Genomic DNA, 18,525 nt, shown 5'->3' on the forward strand with positions numbered 1-18,525 from the left:
GTTGTTAGCTCAGTTGGTAGAGCAGTTGACTTTTAATCAATTGGTCGAAGGTTCAAATCCTTCACAACCCACCAAATCAAAAACCTCGCTATGGCGAGGTTTTTTCGTTTCTGCCTTCGTGGTTTTTCCCCTTGCTGCGTGTATAATGCTGTCCATTAGATCTCGTTAAAACGTGGACAGCAAATGAGCCAAATCGAACAAGCCATTATTGAATCAGATTATCCTTTTCCGCCTAAGCCGGCTGTATTATCAGAAGCAGAGCGCCAGGCTTACAAAGCGCGCATTAAGGCATTACTCATTGAAAAAAATGCAGTGCTGATTGCTCACTATTATACCGATCCTGAAATTCAAGCTTTAGCAGAAGAGACGGGTGGCTATGTTGCAGACTCGTTAGAAATGGCACGCTTTGGTCGAGATCATCAAGCAGAGACCCTGATTATTGCTGGTGTTAAGTTTATGGGTGAGACAGCTAAGATTTTAACGCCGAATAAAAAAGTGTTGATGCCAACTTTAGAAGCAACCTGCTCTTTAGATTTAGGTTGCCCGGTTGATAAGTTTTCTGAGTTTTGCGATCAGCACCCAGATCATACGGTTGTTGTTTACGCGAATACCTCCGCAGCGGTTAAAGCTCGTGCTGATTGGGTGGTTACTTCTGCTATTGCCTTGGATATTGTTGAGCACTTAGACAGTGAAGGTAAGAAGATTATTTGGGGCCCAGATCGTCATCTAGGTGCTTACATAGAAAAGCAAACCGGCGCTGAAATGTTAATGTGGCAAGGTGCGTGTATTGTTCACGATGAATTTAAAGCGAAAGCCCTAAAAGACATGAAAGCAGTATATCCAGATGCTGCTGTGTTGGTTCACCCTGAGTCACCGGCCAATATTGTTGAATTAGCCGATGCTGTCGGTTCAACGAGTCAGTTGATCAAAGCTGCGAATACGCTGCCTAACAAAAAACTAATAGTGGCAACAGACCGAGGCATTTTTTATAAAATGCAGCAAGCTTGCCCAGATAAAGAATTAATAGAAGCGCCTACTGCAGGCAGTGGCGCAACTTGTCGCACGTGTGCCCATTGTCCTTGGATGGCGATGAATGGCTTACAAGCTATTGAGAAGTCATTAATTGATGCTACTGGGCATGAAGTATTTGTTGACCCAGAGCTTGCTAAGCAGGCAATGATCCCACTTGATCGGATGTTGTCATTTGCTGCGAGTAATAAGTAGCAATGATTTAAAGAAAAAGGGGCCAAATTAAATTTGGCCCCTTTTTCTTTGTGCTTTACTTCATCTATGTTGTTGTAACCAAACACGTTTTTTATGCTGTTTGGTTAGCATAATTAATCGATGAGTTTAACTAATAGATGTGCTTAGTACATGGTTTTGCCCTGGAGCAATTTCTATGGCTGTTCCAGTGATCGCTGCTTCCAAGCACAGCATTGTTTGGTAGCCGTCATCAGGCATATCAGCCATACCTTTTGCGCCTTCAATCCAAGGCGTCCAAGCAACGATGGTATCGTGTCCACTGCTTTGTATTGCAAGCTCGCGATCATAACCGCTATCCGTTAATGTCACTTTATCTGTTGGCTCAATATAAAGAGAGTCAATTGGTCCCGCGATGGATAATTTTTCTGCGCCATTTTTCATGTATTTATTGTCCAAGCTATCGACATAGGTAGGACCTAAACCTGCCACACTGGTTTTTTCAGGCGCTGATATATTCAGGTAGCTGTGAAGGGCGGCAAGGTAGCTTAATGATTCATTACCGGTATTTTTCGTGGTGAGACTAAGTTGCACAGAGTCTCCGATAGTGGCCGTTAAAGTTAATTCAAACGAGTGTGGCCAAAGAGCTTGTGTCGCAGGCGTATCGACCAGCTTAAAATTAATCGTAACAGCAGAATCGTCTTCCGATATATCCCCTAGTTGCCATTGGCTATTACGGGCAAAGCCATGAGACGGTAAGCCACTTCCTAGCTCAGCCGCAGGCGCGCCAAACCAAGGCCAACAGATGGGAACGCCGCCGCGAATGGCCTTGTTATTATCAAAAATGGCGGTTTTACTTAACCAAATAACTGGGGCTTTACCGGTTGGCTGAAAATGGATCAAATGAGCGCCGTGTAATGTAAAGCAGGCTTGCGCCTTAGGGTGAGCGATACTGACAAATTCTATTTGGTTTTCGTCTGTCATTAGTTGGACAGATGGCGATAAAGGTTGTTTTGTCGTTAATTTTAAATGGTCTATCATAAAACCTCATATAGCATTGAAAATTATGCTTTAATTGTTAGTTGATAAAAAAGACAATGATGGATTAAGCTAATTGGGATCTATTCTACCAGTGAGAGTCGTTATGAACAGCAGCTGCGCAATGGCTTTGTTTGTTTTAAATCAAACTCTAACTCGGTTATGTGACAAGGATAGCGGCGAGAAATAAGATAATTTTGAAACTGCGCCATAATACTCAATGTTTTTTCTTTAGGTACGTAATATAAGCTCCATCTTTTAAGTTTATTATTAATTTTATTAATGGCTCAGCGTCAAAATGGGAGTGGTATGTCTGAAAGTCTACTTGAAAATCTTGCCAGTATTAAAGGAATTGACCCTCATTATACGGACGCGTGGGGTTGTGAAACACAAGCTAGCCCTGAAGTAGTTGCTCGTATTTTAGCTGCGATGGGCTGTGATGTAGCCCCTGAACGGTTAGAGTCCGAGGTGAATGATGCGATAAAAGAGCATTGGCTATCGAGCCTTGACCCTGTCATTTTGGCCTATGTTGATGAGTCTCTGCAGTTTGAGCTCAAACTTCCAATGGAGTTTGTTGCTGAAACCCTCATCTATGAGATTGAAACGGAATCAGGTGCAATATTAAAGGGAGAGTTTTGCCCTGTTGATGGGCAGTTACTGGCCATTGAGCATTTTGATGATGTTGAGTTTCAAGCCTATTCTATAGCATTGCCAGTGAAGCTAGAAATGGGCTATCACGATTTACGCATTTTTGATTCTCAAGTAGAAGATGCCCTTGGTATTAGTCGAGTGATTATTGCGCCGCGAGCCTGTTTTACACCTGAAGCAATGGCTGCTGGAAAACGAATTTGGGGTGTAAGTGTTCAGCTATACGGGGTTCGCAATAAAGCTAACTGGGGCGTTGGTGACTTTAGTGATTTAAAGCATCTACTAAAACAGATTAAACAACAGGGTGGTGACTTTGTCGGGTTAAATCCTATTCATGCCTTGTATCCCATGATGCCAAATAATGCCAGCCCGTATAGCCCATCTTCACGGCAATGGCTGAATATCATATATATTGATGTGGCAGCTGTGCCTGAGTTTATGGCCAGTGAAGCGGCACAAACGTTGTTTAACAGTCGCCTATTTCAAGACAAGCTGGCTTATGCGCGTTGTGTTGATGATGTCGATTATGCCTTGGTGCATGAATTAAAGTTGAGCACGCTTAAGCTAGCTTATCAAACCTTCAAGCACGATATCGAAAATAACAGTCAGCGAGGCCAAGCTTTTCAGCGGTTTGTTGCTGATAAAGGCGACGCGTTGATGCAGCAAGCAGTATTTGATGCACTGCATGAATCACTATTGAAACAGGATGCTAACGCTTGGGGGTGGCCTGCCTGGCCAGAAGCGTTACAGGATTATCATAGTCGCGAAGTGTTCGAGTGGCATGAGCAGCATCCAGATGAGGTTCAGTTCTGGGCTTATTTACAATGGCTAGCCGATGAGCAATTAACTCAAGCAGATGAGCTTGCTCAATCTCTAGCAATGGAGATAGGTATATACCGTGATTTAGCGGTGGGCGTTGCCTCGGGTGGCAGTGAAATATGGGCCAACAAACAAGATTATTGCACTCAAGCAACTGTGGGGGCTCCGCCTGATGTGCTAGGGCCCCGTGGGCAAAATTGGGGGCTGCCGCCACTTGATCCTGCGCGTTTAGTTGAGAATGGCTTTCATGCCTTTATCAAGTTATTACAATCTAATATGAAAGCCTGCGGTGCTTTGCGTATTGATCACGTCATGGCTTTGTTGAGGCTGTGGTGGGTACCAGCAGGCGATGACGCTGCTAATGGGGTGTATGTATATTATCCTGTTGAGTTAATGCTGGCTATCCTAGCTCTCGAAAGTCAACGTAATCAATGTCTTGTTATAGGTGAAGATCTAGGTACTGTGCCAGATGGTATGGATGAATTGTTGAAAAATTCAGGCGTTTACTCATATCGGGTATTTTGCTTTGAAACAGCGGCTGATGGCGGTTATATCTCACCTTCTCACTACCCCGAACAAGCAATGGCTACGGTGGTGACGCATGACATGCCAACGTTAAAGGGATATTGGCACTGCGACGATTTAACCTTAGGTAAAACCTTAGGTTTATATCCATCTCAGGAGCTTGTAGATCAGCTAATATCTGATCGCCATCAGTCTAAACAAATGATGTTAAATAGCTTATTTGGCCATCAAGCTTTACCTTCACACATTTCTGAATGTGTTGACTTTGTTGGTATGGATCGTGATTTAAGCTTTGGTATCCAGCAACATTTGGCGCACGCTAAATCTTTACTGCTTAGTTTACAGTTAGAAGATTTTCTGGAAATGGATAAGCCTGTCAATGTGCCAGGAACCAGTGATGAGTATCCGAATTGGCGCCGCAAATTAAGTTGCGATCTGGATGATATTTTTAGTCAGCCGCAGATCCAACAACTCAGTAAAAATATCAGTGATGCACGCAGTAACGCAGCTGAATAACCTCTCATGGTAATGTTAATTAACATTACCAATTGATTTTTAACGATTAGAGTACGATATGACGACAACCTCGAGAACCGCTAAAAAAACAACGCGTGCAACCCGTAAAGCAAAAAATACTGAAACGACAACCCCAGCTAACGCTAAGCAGTCTGATATAGCTGAGCGCCCAGTGAAGAAAAAAGAAAGTGCCCACCCATTACTGACAACATTAGAAAGTGCATGCTTGAGCCATCCATTTGAACATTTAGGCCTATTGCCCCTGAAACAGGGGTTTTTATTACGTACTTGGTTACCCGATGCTACCTCTGTTGAGGTTTATGGTTTAGAAGATGACGCTAAGCCTATTGCGACTTTAAACAAGATTGGTAACGAAGGTATTTTTGAATACGCATTTCCTAAAGCGCAAGAAAAATTTAATTATCGGTTAGTGGCTAGCTATGCCAAGGGTGATAGCCATCGCTTTATTGACCCGTACCAATTTCATGAACAAGCGTATGCTGGGCTGAGCACCATGACCCATCGACCACAAAACTTGTACCAAGTGCTCGGCGCGCAAATCATGTCGTTAGAGCTTAATGGCGAAGCAATTATTGGTACTCGTTTTGCGGTATTTGCACCAAGTGCCAGTAGTGTCAGTTTAATTGGTGATTTCAACCATTGGGATGGTCGCAAGCACCCTATGCAACGTAGCTTATGTGGCCACTGGGTGTTATTTGTGCCCGGTTTAGGCGTGGGAGAAAAGTACAAATACGAATTGAAAGACCCAATGGGGAATCGTTTGCCGCACAAAGCCGATCCTGTCGGCTTTTTTGCTGACCAATACCCTTCGCATGCTTCGGTTGTCTATGACCATTCGCAATACCAATGGCAAGACCAAGCATGGATAGCGTCGCAAAAAAATGACAAACGCTACAGTGCGATGAATATTTATGAAGTGCACTTAGGCTCTTGGCGTCGTAAGCCGGATGACAAGAAAGGCTCTCGCTTTTTAACTTACGATGAACTTTCGGTTGAACTAATTCAATACATTAAAGAAATGGGTTATACCCATATTGAAGTAATGCCGGTCTCTGAGTTTCCATTTGATGGTTCTTGGGGTTATCAGCCTGTTGGCATGTTTGCTCCAACTAGCCGCTTTGGTGATCCTGATGCATTTAAACGCTTTGTTGATTTATGTCACCAGAACGATATAGGTGTGATCATTGACTGGGTTCCTGCACATTTCCCATCTGATCCACATGGCTTAGCACGTTTTGATGGGACGCCATTGTACGAATATGAAGACCCACGCCGTGGCTGGCATCCAGATTGGAACTCCTACATCTACGATTTTGGTAATGACAATGTTCGCCAATTTTTGGTTGCTAGTGCATTATTTTGGATCGATAAGTTTCATGTTGATGGCCTACGTGTTGATGCGGTTGCCTCAATGTTATATTGGGATTATTCACGCAATGAAGGTGAATGGGTGCCCAACGTTGATGGTGGTAATCATAATTACGAGGCGATCAGCTTGTTACGCTGGACTAATGAGGAAGTATATTCACAGTTCCCTCATGCTATGACCATTGCTGAAGAGTCAACGGCTTTTGCTGGCGTATCTAAACCGACATTTGAAGGAGGCCTAGGCTTTGGCTTTAAATGGAATATGGGCTGGATGCATGACTCATTAGAGTACATGTCAACGGATCCTATGTATCGTAAATATCATCATAATGAAATGACCTTCTCAATGGTCTACCACTACAATGAACACTTTATTTTGCCATTATCCCATGACGAAGTGGTTCATGGTAAGCAGTCGTTACTAGGCAAAATGCCTGGAGATGAATGGCAGGCTGCAGCTAATTTACGTGCATATGCTGGTTTTATGTTTGCGCACCCAGGTAAAAAATTAAACTTTATGGGGAATGAGTTGGCGCAATCATTTGAGTGGAACCATAACGAGCAACTTGGTTGGTGGTTACTTGAGTTTGACAAACATCAAGGTCATCAATTGCTTTGTAAAGATCTCAACCACTTTTATAAAAATGAAAGTGCAATGTATGAGGCCGATTACCAGCCGCAAGGTTTTGTCTGGCTTGACCACCAAGATGGCGACCATTCAATGTACGCCTTTATGCGTCAAAATTTAGATAAAACTCACCAAGTGATTGTTTTATCTAACTTTACTCCTATGCCGCGAGAGCAATATCGAGTTGGTGTGCCCACTGCTGGCGAATACGAGTTAGTAATTAATACCGACAGTAAATATTACTGGGGCAGTAACTACGATGCTGGAATGATCTTTAATAGCAGCGAATTAGCTCACCAAGGTCAGCCTCACTCTTTGTTAATTGATGTGCCGCCACTGGCAACCATTTACTTGCGTAAAAAGGCATAATTATGAATCTAGTATCAAGTCAGTACGCGCCTCAGGAATGCAAGCCTAGAGCGCATCACTTTCTGCAATCAGAAGGGCGGATCCTGCCTTTAGGGGCTGAGCTGACAGATACGGGTTGTAATTTTTCTATCTACAGTAACAGTAGTCGCATTTGGCTGCTGTTATTTGATCAAAATAATCAAGAGATAACACGATTCAAGTTGATAGAAAAGCGCGGAAAGTTCTGGTCTACTTTTATTGAAGGGGTCAAAGCTGGGCAAAACTATGGCTACGTGGTTGAATCTGATGATCCCAATGTTCATAACAAATTATTAATTGACCCTTATGCTAAAGCTTTAAATCAAGCACTGGAATGGCGCCCAGAGATAGAGCAGCCTAACAATCATTGTTGGGTTGCTAAGTCTGTGGTAGTGGATGATAGCTTTGATTGGCAAGGTGTGAAAAAGCCAAGGCTTAAAGACAGTGATGTGATCCTTTATGAGCTTCATGTTAAAGGCTTCACTTGGCTTAACCCTAAGGTTCCTGCTGAGTTACGCGGTACTTATCTTGGATTAAGTCATCCCTGTGTGATTGCACACTTGACGTCGCTGGGAATTAAATCGGTCCAGATCATGCCGGTGGCAAGTTTTATGGCTGAGCCGCGACTGATGGAGTTAAATTTAACTAATTATTGGGGTTATAACCCCATCAATTTTTTTGCTCCGGATCCGCGTTATTCCATAAATGATGCTGTTGTCGAATTTAAAACCATGGTGCGCCAGTTTCACGCCGCTGGCATCGAGGTTATTCTTGATGTGGTGTTTAACCATACGGCGGAGGGAGGCGATGGAGGTCCAGTATTAAGTTATAAGGGGCTAGCTGAAAATAGTTATTACTATTTTGATAACATGGATAGCCCTGATTTACCGAAGCGGCATGCTAATTTTACCGGTTGTGGTAATACTGTTAACCTTGATTTACCTTGGGCTCTGAAGCTGACCCTAGATGCTCTGCGTTACTGGAGCACCGAGATGCAAGTAGACGGTTTTCGCTTTGACTTAGCGGTTACATTAGCACGTGAAAGAGGCTGTTTTGAACCTTATAGCGCATTCTTTAAAGCGTTATTCCAAGATCCTATTTTGAGCCAGGTGCGGTTAATTGCTGAGCCATGGGATATTGGCCATGGGGGTTACCGATTGGGGCAGTTCCCAAGTAATTGGTATGAGTGTAACGATCGTTATCGAGACAATATTCGTGCTTTTTGGCGCGGAGATTCAGGTCAAATTGCTGAATTTGCCACTCGGATCTTGGGCTCTCGTGATATCTTCCCAAAAAACAAACGCAGTATTCATAGTAGTGTTAACTACTTATGTTATCACGACGGTTTTACCCTTGAAGATTTAGTCAGCTATGAGAATCGTCACAATCAAGCAAACGGCGAAAACAGTCGTGACGGCCATGGTCATAATCTATCAAGTAATGGCGGGGTGGAAGGACCTAGTTTTGACTCGCGGGTTAAGCAGTCCCGATCGCAATTAAAGCGTAATTTAATTGCTACTTTGTTTTTGTCTCAAGGAACCCCCCATTTTTTAGCTGGTGATGAAATGGGACGTACTCAGCAAGGTAATAACAATGCCTATTGCCAAGATAATGAAATAAGTTGGGTTGATTGGAGTTTAGACAGTACCAAACAAGCCGAGCTTGCATTTACTCAGCAAATGATTCAATTTCGCTTACAGTCGAGTGTATTCTCGCAGCTTAGTTTAGTGGACGATGGCTTTGAGCTGCATCGCGATGCAGTTGAGGCGCGCTGGTATCATCCTGATGGCCATTTTATGCAAAAAAGCCAATGGCATAGTGCCACTGCGCAAGTGTTACAGCTTGAACTTGAATCATCAGAAGAGCATTGGCTATTAGTTTTTAATGCTTCTGAGTATGATGTGTCTGTTGAATTTCCAGCCATTAAAGAGAGCTTAGTTAATTGGCAATTGGTTATGGACACCTCAGTTAACGATGGCATGTTGATGCAATCTAACCAAGTTATGCCAAAGAACGGCACTAGCTTTGCCAATTCAATCATGCTGTTAACCGCCAAAGAGTTTATTCCAGAATAGTATGAAGTGTCATTTTACATGTCCAAGTTGCCAAATTAATATGAGACTAGGCTTTGCTGCACAAACTAGAATGTATTTCACTGGACAAATATTACGCTGCTCTTGTGGGCTTGCCTATAAAATGAATCGTACTAAAGAGGCCTTGTCTTTGATTAGCTATTTGTTAATTTGTGGTGCTTTTTACAGTATGGCCTTGCTTGACTCTGACCACCAATATCAGATATCCCTTATTTTTGTATTGCTTATTTTTGTATTGCTTATTTTTGTATTGCTTATTTTATTTAGTGGCTTATTTTTGTTTTATTCCAGTAAGCTGCAATCTTTTCTTGAAGTCCATAATTAGGGTTTATCCAAATATTCAAAAACTGTCGCTTATTGTTTTGGTGCATCACAGAGAGTTGACTGATTAGGTCTAGCACTTTGTTTGCCGTGTTACATGAGTCCGATTTCGTTAGTCTAAATTGAGGTACAAAAAAACCCGCACTTGGCGGGTTTTATCTATTCTTAAGAACTAATGCTTACTTAGAGATGTGAGCGATTAGGTCTAGAACTTTATTTGAGTAACCGATTTCGTTATCGTACCAAGATACAACTTTAACGAATTTGTCAGTTAGCGCAACACCCGCTTTAGCATCGAATACTGAAGTTTGAACTTCACCGATGAAATCTTGAGAAACAACTTGGTCTTCAGTGTAACCTAGAACACCTTTAAGCTCGCCTTCAGAAGCTTCTTTCATTGCTGCACAGATTTGCTCGTATGTAGCAGACTCTTTAAGGTTAACAGTTAGGTCAACTACAGAAACGTTAGCAGTTGGTACACGGAAAGCCATACCAGTTAGTTTGCCGTTTAGCTCTGGAAGAACAACGCCTACCGCTTTAGCTGCACCAGTTGAAGATGGAATGATGTTTTGAGAAGCACCACGACCACCGCGCCAGTCTTTAGCAGAAGGACCATCAACAGTTTTTTGAGTTGCTGTTGTAGCGTGAACTGTAGTCATTAGACCAGATTCGATACCGAACTTGTCGTTTAGTACTTTAGCAATAGGTGCTAGACAGTTAGTAGTACAAGAAGCGTTAGAAACGATGTCTTGACCAGCGTAAGTTGAATCGTTTACGCCCATAACGAACATTGGAGTTGCGTCTTTAGAAGGACCAGTTAGAACAACTTTCTTAGCACCAGCAGTGATGTGCTTACGTGCAGTCTCGTCTGTTAGGAAAAGACCCGTTGCTTCAGCAACTACGTCAACATTGATTGCATCCCATTTTAGGTCTTCAGGGTTACGCTCAGCTGTTACACGTACAGTTTTACCGTTAACGATTAGGTTACCGCCTTCAACTTCAACAGTACCGTTGAAACGGCCGTGAGTTGAGTCGTACTTAAGCATGTATGCCATGTAATCAACGTCGATTAGATCGTTAATACCTACAACTTCGATGTCGTTACGCTCTTGTGCAGCGCGGAATACAAAACGTCCGATACGACCGAAGCCGTTGATACCTACTTTAATAGTCATCTTTTAAGATCCTTACAGGTTTGTTTTAACTGGAAACTGTGGTGATACTACCTAAATCAAAGGCTGTTAAACTTGATTCGTATCAAACTTACGCCTTTGATGTTAAATCCTTTCATTTGCAATGCTTAAAATGGAAAAAAACCGTGTTTTTGTCGTTTTTAAGCATTGCCTTTCGTTATTTTCCTACATTAATTCATCTCAGAATGAACAACAAGTGTTAATTTTTGCTCGTAAGCTACTTGTTGATTCACGACAAGCAGGTGACAATATGTGAAATGTAGGAAAATGAAAGTAACTAACAATAAGTTAGTAATGTTACAGAATTTAGATAAAATTTAAGCCAAATGAGGCTGTTTTGCAAGTTTTTTTACTACATGAATTAAGTTTGCAGTGGAACCAAGGTGCATATTGGTAACGTATTACCTTATGAAAAATAATATGATTAGCTTAGTTGTACTATTTTTTCTTGAAGGTTTTCATAGTCGAATATACTTTCAAAGATGAACAAAAACCTACTTTACTTTTATTATTAACAGCGAGGCGTTTTTTATGTCTAAACCTGCGGCGTTCTGGCGTGATAAACTCACCCCCGAGCAATATAAAATCTGCTTCGAAAAAGGCACAGAGGCCCCTTTTAGTGGGCAGTTGTTACACAATAGAGATACCGGAACTTACCACTGCGTATGTTGTGGACAAGCATTGTTTGCGTCGGAAAATAAGTTTGACTCTGGCTGTGGTTGGCCTTCATTTGATTTAGCGTTAGATAATGCAATTCATTATCTAGAAGATCATAGTCATGGCATGACTCGTGTAGAAGTGCAATGCAGTGAATGCCACGCCCACTTAGGCCATGTGTTTGATGATGGCCCGACACTGACGCACAAGCGCTATTGTATTAATTCAGTAAGCATGAATTTTAGTTCGGCTACCGCTAAGGACAAAGCCTGAAGATACAGGCTTTGGTGATTAACCGCGGATGCTAAAATTTGAATTTAGCATCCGCCGGCATAAATTTACCTTCCGCTATTTTTTCAGCCAATAGCAGTGCATGTTGATCTAGTTTGGCTTTTTCTTCGTCATTAAAGGTGCGGTAGCGTTCAAGGGTTCGCAGGTTAACTTCTTTATTACCTAGCTCTTTCGCAACATGCATCCAAATATAAGTTTCTTCATAATGCTTTTCTTTTAGGTGCAATGTGGTCAGTGAATTGAAAATGCTCCCCGGCGGCAGTTCATTCTTATAATTGCTGATAGCACGGTATAGCAATTTAAAGGTCTTATCCGAATCGCGTTCAAAATAGTAACTGGCCATAGCCAACGCGATTTCAGGCTCATCGAGAGCGGGCGAGTCTTCCACCGCCATAAAGCGTGCTTTTGCCGCTTGATCGCCACGGACGCGCCAGTGGTAATAAGCAAGGTGTGGCTCACTGGAATTAGCTGTTGCTTGTTCAAGACGCTCAATTTCCGTTTCAGCGGTGACTAAGGCATTGACTCTGCCCACTTTCTTTTCTTTGTAAACAATGGGCTCAACTAGCGCTGCTTTTTCAATGCATTTTTTATAGGTTTGAAAGTCTCTTAAAAGATGATATTGCGCTAAATCCGTTGCAATATTAGGGTCCTTAACTTCATTACGACTGCGTATCACATCGGCGCGCTCATTGCGACACCAGCCATCATCGGTGTTTAAATCGTTACACAGCTCTGGGGTGTCACTGCAAATGCTCTTTATGCTTTGTTGTTTTTCACAACCAGCTAACAGCATTAGGCATGGTAATAGGATAAATCCAATGTGTTTGATCATGTATAAAGCCAATTCACTATTTATCAATAGATGGGGATGAGTCTAGTTCAAGCTGGAGCCCTAATATAGAGACATTTAACCTTTAAATCATACCTCATAATCAATAAATATAGTTTGTTTCAATTGAAAATTGCTGAACACTTAGCATAACTAAATACAAGGGTGACTGGTTCCCTTGTTTGGTGCATCATAGCGTGGTAATCGCAATAGAATGGAAACTTACTTATGTCATTTGACAACCTGATAAAAAATATGAGCCCTGAAGTGTATGAACGCCTTAAAACTGCAGTGGAAACAGGTAAATGGTTTGATGGTAACCCATTGACTAAAGAACAAAAAGAATACGCTCTGCAAGGCGTTTTTGCTTGGCAAGCACAGTTTAATGAGGCGCCAGAACATTTTACTGTTGCTAAAGGCGGCGAAATGCACATGAAGAGCAAGTCTGAGCTTAAACAACAGTACAAAGAAAAAATCAGTATCAAACAGCAGGACTAGCCTGCTGTTAACTCACCTTTTAAGCTTAACTGCATTTGCTGACGCACTTGATCAAAGCTTAATTCTTGACTTAATAGGGCGTGAAGTTTGGCGAGCGCTGCTTCTTTGGTCATGTCAGAGCCACTGATTACGCCAGCTTGAGCCAATGCGTTCCCCGTTGCATATCCCCCCATATTCACTTTGCCCTTTAAACATTGGGTTAAGTTTATCACGATGATTTCTCGCGCTTGGGCTTGCTTAAGTTGATTAAGTAAGGCTTCATCTTGCGGTGCATTTCCAACGCCATAACTCAATAAAATCAATGCTTTTACAGGTTGTTGCAGCATGTTTCCGATCACCTCAGATGCGATCCCTGGGTACAAGGTAACGATCCCGATCGGTTGAGGTGTAATGGTGCGCACGGTTAATGGCGAATTTTGTGGCGCTAACAACGAACCAGCGACCACACGAATATTGATACCGACATCAAGTAAAGGATCAAAGTTGGGCGAGCCAAAGGCTTCAAAGCCGTCTGCATGAACTTTGGTGGTGCGATTACCACGAAATAGTTTGTTGTTAAAAAACAAACTGACTTCTGGGATCGGATAATTAGCAGCAATGTAAAGTGAATTCAATAAGTTACTTTGGCCGTCAGAGCGAAGCTCTGTAAGTGGAATTTGTGATCCGGTTACTATGACTGGCTTGCTCAAATTTTCAAACATGAATGAAAGTGCAGAAGCGGTAAAAGCCATGGTGTCTGTACCATGTAAAATGACAAAGCCATCGTATTGTTGATAGTTTGCAGCGATATCATCAGCGATGCGCTGCCAGTCTGCGGGGCACATGTTGGATGAATCAATCAGTGGACTGTATTCATGGATGGTAAAATCTGGCATTTCTGCGCGAAAAAACTCCGGCATGGCGGCAATATTTTGAGCCAGCGCACCCGCAATAGGAATGTAACCCTGACTAGATCGCTGCATACCGATGGTTCCACCAGTGTATGCGATGTATATAGACTTTTTATCCAAAAAATACCCCTTGAGTTAATTATTAAACTAATTAGGTTGAAGTATAGAGCTTGGTATAAAAACTAAAAAGCCCAGCAGGGCTGGGCTTTATAAAATAGATGAATTGTTGATTATTTCTCTATTACAGCTTGATCTGCTCACAAGCGGGGCACAAGGCATAAATCCCTTTCGGATCATTAAAGTTTGCAAGCGGCGCGGCTTGCTCATCAACGGCGTTAAGAATTTGTCTTAGCATTGGCGAGCTCACTAAGCTCTGCTGGGCAAATTGCGCGCTTTTGGCCATTAAATCCGCCATGAACTGCTCCCTTACACTGAGCTCTGGGCGAATCACTTTTACTTCAAACGCATCCAGCTCTGCTAAGTTTGCAGCGCGGCTCATCGCGACATCAAAGCCACCTAAGTGATCAACTAAGCCTTTCTCTAGTGCATCTTTTCCGGTCCAAACGCGGCCTTGGGCTAAGCTATCAACTTGTGCTGGTGTCATCTTACGCCCTTGGGCCACTACATTGATAAACTGCTGGTAACCATTTTCAATGCTCAGCTGAACAATTTGTTTCATGTATGATGGCAATGGCCGCGTGATATCAACGCTGCTTAGCGCATGGGTGCCAACGCCATCATTGGTGATGCCCATTTTTGCGAGTGCATTCTCTATGGTGGCAAACATGCCAAAAATGCCGATAGAGCCAGTTAACGTAACGGGCGAAGCGACAATTTCATTGGCTGCAGATGCTATCCAATAGCCACCTGAAGCACTGGTACTACTCATCGAAACCACCACGGGCTTATTGGCCGCTTTAAGTGCAAGAACTTGTTGCCTTACTTGCTCAGAAGCAAATGCGCTGCCGCCCGGTGAATCTAAACGCAGTACCACCGCTTTAACTTGTGAGTCCATCAGTGCTTCGTTGAGTAAGTGAGATAAAGTATCGCCACCAATCACACCAACAGGTTGTTCGCCATTCATAATTTGGCCGCTGGCAAATATCGCCGCAATTTTATCTTGGCCTTGTTCCTGATAATTAAATAAAGGAGGGATCGCGCCAAGGTAACTATCTAAACTAATTTGTAAGTAATCACTTCCCGCGGCATTCTCTCCAACATTAGCCATTAAGAATTGACGAGCTTCTTGGCTGCTTTTTAGCTCATCCACTAAGCCTGATGCTTTAGCATAAGCTGCTTGATCGCCTTGCACCGCTTTTAAACGCTCTAAGTAGCTGTCTATATTGGGTGAAATGGCATCATGTGACACTTTTCTGCGCTCAGCAACTTGGCTGACATAGGCATTCCACAATTGGTTAAGCCAGTGTAAGTTAGCCTCTTTGCTTAGCGCCGACATGCTATCGCGCGTATAAGGTTCAACAAACGATTTGTAAGTGCCTACTTTGAATACATGAGGCGTAATATCAAGCTTCTCAATTGCTGATTTGAAGTACAGGCGATACACGCCTAAGCCCTGCAGCGCAATCGCGCCTTGCGGGTTAAGCATTAAATTATCGGCATAGCTGGCTAAGTAATATTGGCTTTGGCTATAAAAATCACCGTAGGCATAGATTTTCTTACCACTGGTTTTAAACTTCTCGAGTGCGTCACCAATTTCAAACAACTTATTCATGCCGGTGCCTTGTAGGTTTTCAAGGCTAAGCACTAGTGCGGTAATGCGATTATCAGATTGTGCAAAGCGAATAGCGTGGATCACATCACTGAGTGCAATCTCACGAAACTCGTTGGGATCTTTGCCAAATACTTCATTGGATATTTCTTGAAAAGGATCAGCAGGGCGACGCTCTTCGACTATTTGGCCACTGAGATCTAAATTAAGCGCAGCACCTTGCGGCACATTAATCGTCTCCTCGCTGTTAAATGACAACACCACAACGGCGATAACTCCGAGGAAAATTAAATTTAATACCAATAATCGCGTAAAATTAATTGTTTTGGCAATTGCCCTAAATATCCATTTGATAACACGCACAATAAGTTTTCCATTAGTGGTTTGAAGGGGTCACTTTACTAAATAACGGGTTGAGAAAAAACTCTTTGTGGTAAAGGTTTCATCTTAACCTGCCAGCTATTATGATATTGATTCCTATTTAGTAAAGAAGAGTCGCAATATGTTAGCCATGGATTTGTTACTAAAACGTCGTTCTTGTCCGCGTTTAGCCGCCCCTGCACCCGATAGCTGTGAACTTGAAACTATTTTGCAAGCGGGATTACGTGCCCCTGATCATGGTAGCCTGCAGCCGTGGCGTTTTATTGTGGCCCAAGGTGATGGCCTATTACGTTTAGGGGATATTTACTACCAAGCCATGCAAGCGCAAGGAGCAGATGAGGCGGCGCTACAAAAAGCGCAAAACATGCCACAGCGGGCGCCCGTTGTGATTAGTATTATTGCCAAGGTGACCAAAGAGCATAAAGTGCCAGAGATAGAGCAAATTATTTCCGCTGGGTGTTGCGTGCATGCTATGCAAATGGCGGCGCAAGCCATGGGCTATGGCGGCGTTTGGCGCACCGGCGATTTATGCTATAACGCCATGGTAGAGCAGGGCTTAGGCTTGGCCGAAAATGAAAGTTTAGTGGGTTTTTTATATATTGGCACGCCAGTGACCGAGCCTTCAGCGCCGAAAACGCTACTTGTCGATGATTTTGTCTCTCACTTATAGGGGTGAATATAGTGACATACAAAAAAGCTGGCTAAGCCGGCTTTAGTCAGTTAAATAACTTGTTTAGCATTAGAATTCCGCTGTTTTAGGATCTTTAGGTGCGCGCGGGAAGGGACACTTGGGTTTCAGATATCAAAAGGTTCAAAGGGTATTAAAATAAGGTTTTCATTATGATAAAAGATTTCACTTCCGAGCAAGCTAGGACGTTGGCCTCCCACATCACAACAAATGTTTTTAATGTAAATGAAAACCCAAGGCGCTGACGGATCCCCTCATAATTTAAGCATCGCTGTTTGATGGATCACCCGTGTGTATTCGCAGATTGCCCACTGTATATCTGCGCTACTTATTCGGTGGTCCCGCCGCCTTAGCACCTCTTTTGCGAGCCGTGTTATTGATAAAACATGGCGGGTTTTGATGGTGTTAGCTTGAAACTGATATTGCCAATTTTGCTGCCTAGCAATCAGTCCAATAAACCAAAACACAACCTCAGCCAACAGGCTGATGAGTAGCAAAATATCCAATCGTTTCGTGCTGCGACTCCGGCAATGGCGTAAGCCAAAGCCATAAGCAGGGCTTTTTAAGTCCCGAAATGATTCTTCGATTTGCATCCGTTTGGCGTAGGTAAATACAGGACAGGCACTTTTTATTACCAATAAATAGAGTGCCTTAGCACCAGCTTCCTGCACTAGATGGCGAAAGTATGTACTACGCCCGGCCACTTTAGCCTTTTGTTCAAGAAGGTGAAAGACAAGTAGGAGCAGCAGTCATGCTGTGATAACCCAGTTCCAGAGGTATGTATTTAGGAAAAAATAAGACAGGAAAGGCTCTTTTTATTGAAAGGACGGCAGGCGAAGCTAGGTAGCTCAAAGGGGAAAGTGCAGAGGATGCTTACAATGGCTTAGACGGGAAGCAGCTTTACGATAAGGGAGAAAGAAAAGCTAAACAATTGCCAGATGGTACTAAAGTTGAGCTTCATCCATCAGCAGGTGAAATAGGAAACTACCTGCCTGGCACGCCGAGATTGGGTTTTCAAAGACCAAAATCTTCAAAAGATATATAAAGTAAGGTTTCCATTATGATAAAAGACTTAACTACGGAGAAAGCTAGTGCTTTGGCAGCTCACATAACAAAAAATATATTTAATGTAAATGGTAAGGTAAGAGGGGGATTGAAAGAAAACTGGATAGGCGGTGTTGCTAATTGCCATTTCAATGAGTACGACATTTTTTATTGGCTAAATGAAGCAGAGTTTTCTGCTGTTATATTGCCTCTGGCGGAATTAGTTGGAGATAAAAAGCTGATAATAGTGGAGGATTTTGAGCGTGGCTTAAATGGTAAATTTTGGTGGCTGGGATGTGAAATTGAAAATAGCTGGGAGGCTTTTAATTTCTTTACAGAAGAAACTGACATTATGTCCTTTTATATGATTGGGGAAAGCGAGCAGTGGTGTTTATGGGCTGGTGATGACTCATGGATATTTTGTGCAGAGAGTTACTTATTCAAACAGTTAAATGCTGAAATTCTTAGTCTGAAAGCAATGCTAGATAAATGTACAGAAAAAACAAGGAAAGAATATGTCGACCTTATTCATGCCATATCTAGATTACCTAAATCTGATTACTACGATTAAAATAAAAAAATACAGGATGGCCACTTATTAGTGCAGGTTTAGAAGCGGGGTTTAATTAGCTGGATTTTTATAGTGTGCTCACAAATATCATTGCTGGTGAAAGGCAGTTAATGCGTAAGCGCATCATAAACCCCGCATTCTAATCCCCTAGCACGAAGAATAAGATCAAGTCTCCAACCATGAGGAGATT

13 protein-coding genes and 1 pseudogene are annotated in these 18,525 nt (G+C 42.6%); 8 read left to right on the forward strand and 6 right to left on the reverse strand.

Translation table 11 applies throughout. The features are described from left to right. Positions 1-183 precede the first annotated feature (183 nt). Complete coding sequence (gene nadA / locus Q4519_RS19985; protein ID WP_232800271.1) at positions 184-1,224, forward strand: quinolinate synthase NadA; 1,041 nt, start codon at positions 184-186, stop codon at positions 1,222-1,224. Between the two features lie 126 nt (positions 1,225-1,350). Here nadA and Q4519_RS19990 read toward each other — a convergent pair whose 3' ends face one another. Further along, entirely contained in the window at positions 1,351-2,241 is an 891-nt protein-coding gene (locus Q4519_RS19990; protein ID WP_303515404.1) for a D-hexose-6-phosphate mutarotase, read from the reverse strand. A gap of 306 nt (positions 2,242-2,547) precedes the next feature. Between Q4519_RS19990 and malQ the strand changes: the two genes are divergently transcribed. Genes malQ through glgX form a run of 3 tightly spaced genes read left to right on the forward strand, consistent with a single transcriptional unit; the run spans position 2,548 to position 9,225 of the window. Next, positions 2,548-4,746 carry a 4-alpha-glucanotransferase gene (gene malQ, locus Q4519_RS19995; RefSeq protein WP_303515407.1) on the forward strand — a complete coding sequence of 733 codons (2,199 nt, stop codon included), beginning with the start codon at positions 2,548-2,550 and terminating at the stop codon, positions 4,744-4,746. 58 nt (positions 4,747-4,804) lie between these two features. Further along, positions 4,805-7,132: a 1,4-alpha-glucan branching protein GlgB gene (gene glgB, locus Q4519_RS20000; RefSeq protein ID WP_303515409.1), complete on the forward strand. Its 2,328-nt coding sequence runs from the start codon at positions 4,805-4,807 to the stop codon at positions 7,130-7,132. A gap of 2 nt (positions 7,133-7,134) precedes the next feature. Continuing rightward, positions 7,135-9,225 (forward strand): glycogen debranching protein GlgX, encoded by a 2,091-nt coding sequence (gene glgX / locus Q4519_RS20005; protein ID WP_303515410.1) that lies wholly within the window; start codon positions 7,135-7,137, stop codon positions 9,223-9,225. A 518-nt stretch (positions 9,226-9,743) separates the two neighbouring features. On the opposite strand, the gene gap is transcribed toward glgX, so the two are convergent. Beyond that, complete coding sequence (gene gap, locus Q4519_RS20010; protein ID WP_232800276.1) at positions 9,744-10,739, reverse strand: type I glyceraldehyde-3-phosphate dehydrogenase; 996 nt, start codon at positions 10,737-10,739, stop codon at positions 9,744-9,746. A 549-nt stretch (positions 10,740-11,288) separates the two neighbouring features. Between gap and msrB the strand changes: the two genes are divergently transcribed. Further along, positions 11,289-11,687 carry a peptide-methionine (R)-S-oxide reductase MsrB gene (gene msrB / locus Q4519_RS20015; RefSeq protein ID WP_232800277.1) on the forward strand — a complete coding sequence of 133 codons (399 nt, stop codon included), beginning with the start codon at positions 11,289-11,291 and terminating at the stop codon, positions 11,685-11,687. A 31-nt stretch (positions 11,688-11,718) separates the two neighbouring features. On the opposite strand, the gene Q4519_RS20020 is transcribed toward msrB, so the two are convergent. Further along, positions 11,719-12,537 (reverse strand): DUF2989 domain-containing protein, encoded by an 819-nt coding sequence (locus tag Q4519_RS20020; protein WP_303515415.1) that lies wholly within the window; start codon positions 12,535-12,537, stop codon positions 11,719-11,721. Positions 12,538-12,762: 225 nt separating this feature from the next. Between Q4519_RS20020 and Q4519_RS20025 the strand changes: the two genes are divergently transcribed. Further along, the gene (locus tag Q4519_RS20025; protein WP_232800279.1) at positions 12,763-13,032 is read left to right on the forward strand and encodes a YeaC family protein; all 270 of its coding nucleotides are present in this window, start codon (positions 12,763-12,765) and stop codon (positions 13,030-13,032) included. Here Q4519_RS20025 and ansA read toward each other — a convergent pair. Both ansA and sppA read right to left on the reverse strand, forming a co-directional pair. Then, positions 13,029-14,042 carry an asparaginase gene (gene ansA / locus Q4519_RS20030; protein ID WP_232800280.1) on the reverse strand — a complete coding sequence of 338 codons (1,014 nt, stop codon included), beginning with the start codon at positions 14,040-14,042 and terminating at the stop codon, positions 13,029-13,031. The two genes, Q4519_RS20025 and ansA, sit on opposite strands and share 4 nt — an antisense overlap. A gap of 121 nt (positions 14,043-14,163) precedes the next feature. Further along, positions 14,164-16,014 (reverse strand): signal peptide peptidase SppA, encoded by a 1,851-nt coding sequence (gene sppA / locus Q4519_RS20035; RefSeq protein WP_303515418.1) that lies wholly within the window; start codon positions 16,012-16,014, stop codon positions 14,164-14,166. A 139-nt stretch (positions 16,015-16,153) separates the two neighbouring features. On the opposite strand from sppA, the gene Q4519_RS20040 reads away from it, so the two are divergent. Next, positions 16,154-16,702: an NAD(P)H nitroreductase gene (locus Q4519_RS20040; protein ID WP_232800282.1), complete on the forward strand. Its 549-nt coding sequence runs from the start codon at positions 16,154-16,156 to the stop codon at positions 16,700-16,702. A gap of 272 nt (positions 16,703-16,974) precedes the next feature. Here the strand turns inward: Q4519_RS20040 and Q4519_RS20045 are convergent. Continuing rightward, positions 16,975-17,325: pseudogene (locus Q4519_RS20045) on the reverse strand (IS4 family transposase); the annotation flags it as partial. Between the two features lie 455 nt (positions 17,326-17,780). On the opposite strand from Q4519_RS20045, the gene Q4519_RS20050 reads away from it, so the two are divergent. Next, positions 17,781-18,335 carry a hypothetical protein gene (locus tag Q4519_RS20050; protein WP_303515423.1) on the forward strand — a complete coding sequence of 185 codons (555 nt, stop codon included), beginning with the start codon at positions 17,781-17,783 and terminating at the stop codon, positions 18,333-18,335. Positions 18,336-18,525 lie beyond the last annotated feature (190 nt).

Origin of the sequence: Motilimonas sp. 1_MG-2023 (genome assembly GCF_030547455.1) — a bacterium.
GTDB lineage: Bacteria > Pseudomonadota > Gammaproteobacteria > Enterobacterales > CBDFNC01 > Motilimonas.

What these genes read in the sequence shown, in the direction of transcription:
- Q4519_RS20025 (WP_232800279.1), top strand. Translation starts at nt 12,763, where the DNA reads ATGTCATTTGACAACCTGATAAAAAATATGAGCCCTGAAGTGTATGAA.
- Q4519_RS19990 (WP_303515404.1), bottom strand. Translation starts at nt 2,241, where the DNA reads ATGATAGACCATTTAAAATTAACGACAAAACAACCTTTATCGCCATCT.
- glgX (WP_303515410.1), top strand. Translation starts at nt 7,135, where the DNA reads ATGAATCTAGTATCAAGTCAGTACGCGCCTCAGGAATGCAAGCCTAGA.
- Q4519_RS20040 (WP_232800282.1), top strand. Translation starts at nt 16,154, where the DNA reads ATGTTAGCCATGGATTTGTTACTAAAACGTCGTTCTTGTCCGCGTTTA.
- gap (WP_232800276.1), bottom strand. Translation starts at nt 10,739, where the DNA reads ATGACTATTAAAGTAGGTATCAACGGCTTCGGTCGTATCGGACGTTTT.
- malQ (WP_303515407.1), top strand. Translation starts at nt 2,548, where the DNA reads ATGTCTGAAAGTCTACTTGAAAATCTTGCCAGTATTAAAGGAATTGAC.
- nadA (WP_232800271.1), top strand. Translation starts at nt 184, where the DNA reads ATGAGCCAAATCGAACAAGCCATTATTGAATCAGATTATCCTTTTCCG.
- glgB (WP_303515409.1), top strand. Translation starts at nt 4,805, where the DNA reads ATGACGACAACCTCGAGAACCGCTAAAAAAACAACGCGTGCAACCCGT.
- Q4519_RS20020 (WP_303515415.1), bottom strand. Translation starts at nt 12,537, where the DNA reads ATGATCAAACACATTGGATTTATCCTATTACCATGCCTAATGCTGTTA.
- msrB (WP_232800277.1), top strand. Translation starts at nt 11,289, where the DNA reads ATGTCTAAACCTGCGGCGTTCTGGCGTGATAAACTCACCCCCGAGCAA.
- Q4519_RS20050 (WP_303515423.1), top strand. Translation starts at nt 17,781, where the DNA reads ATGATAAAAGACTTAACTACGGAGAAAGCTAGTGCTTTGGCAGCTCAC.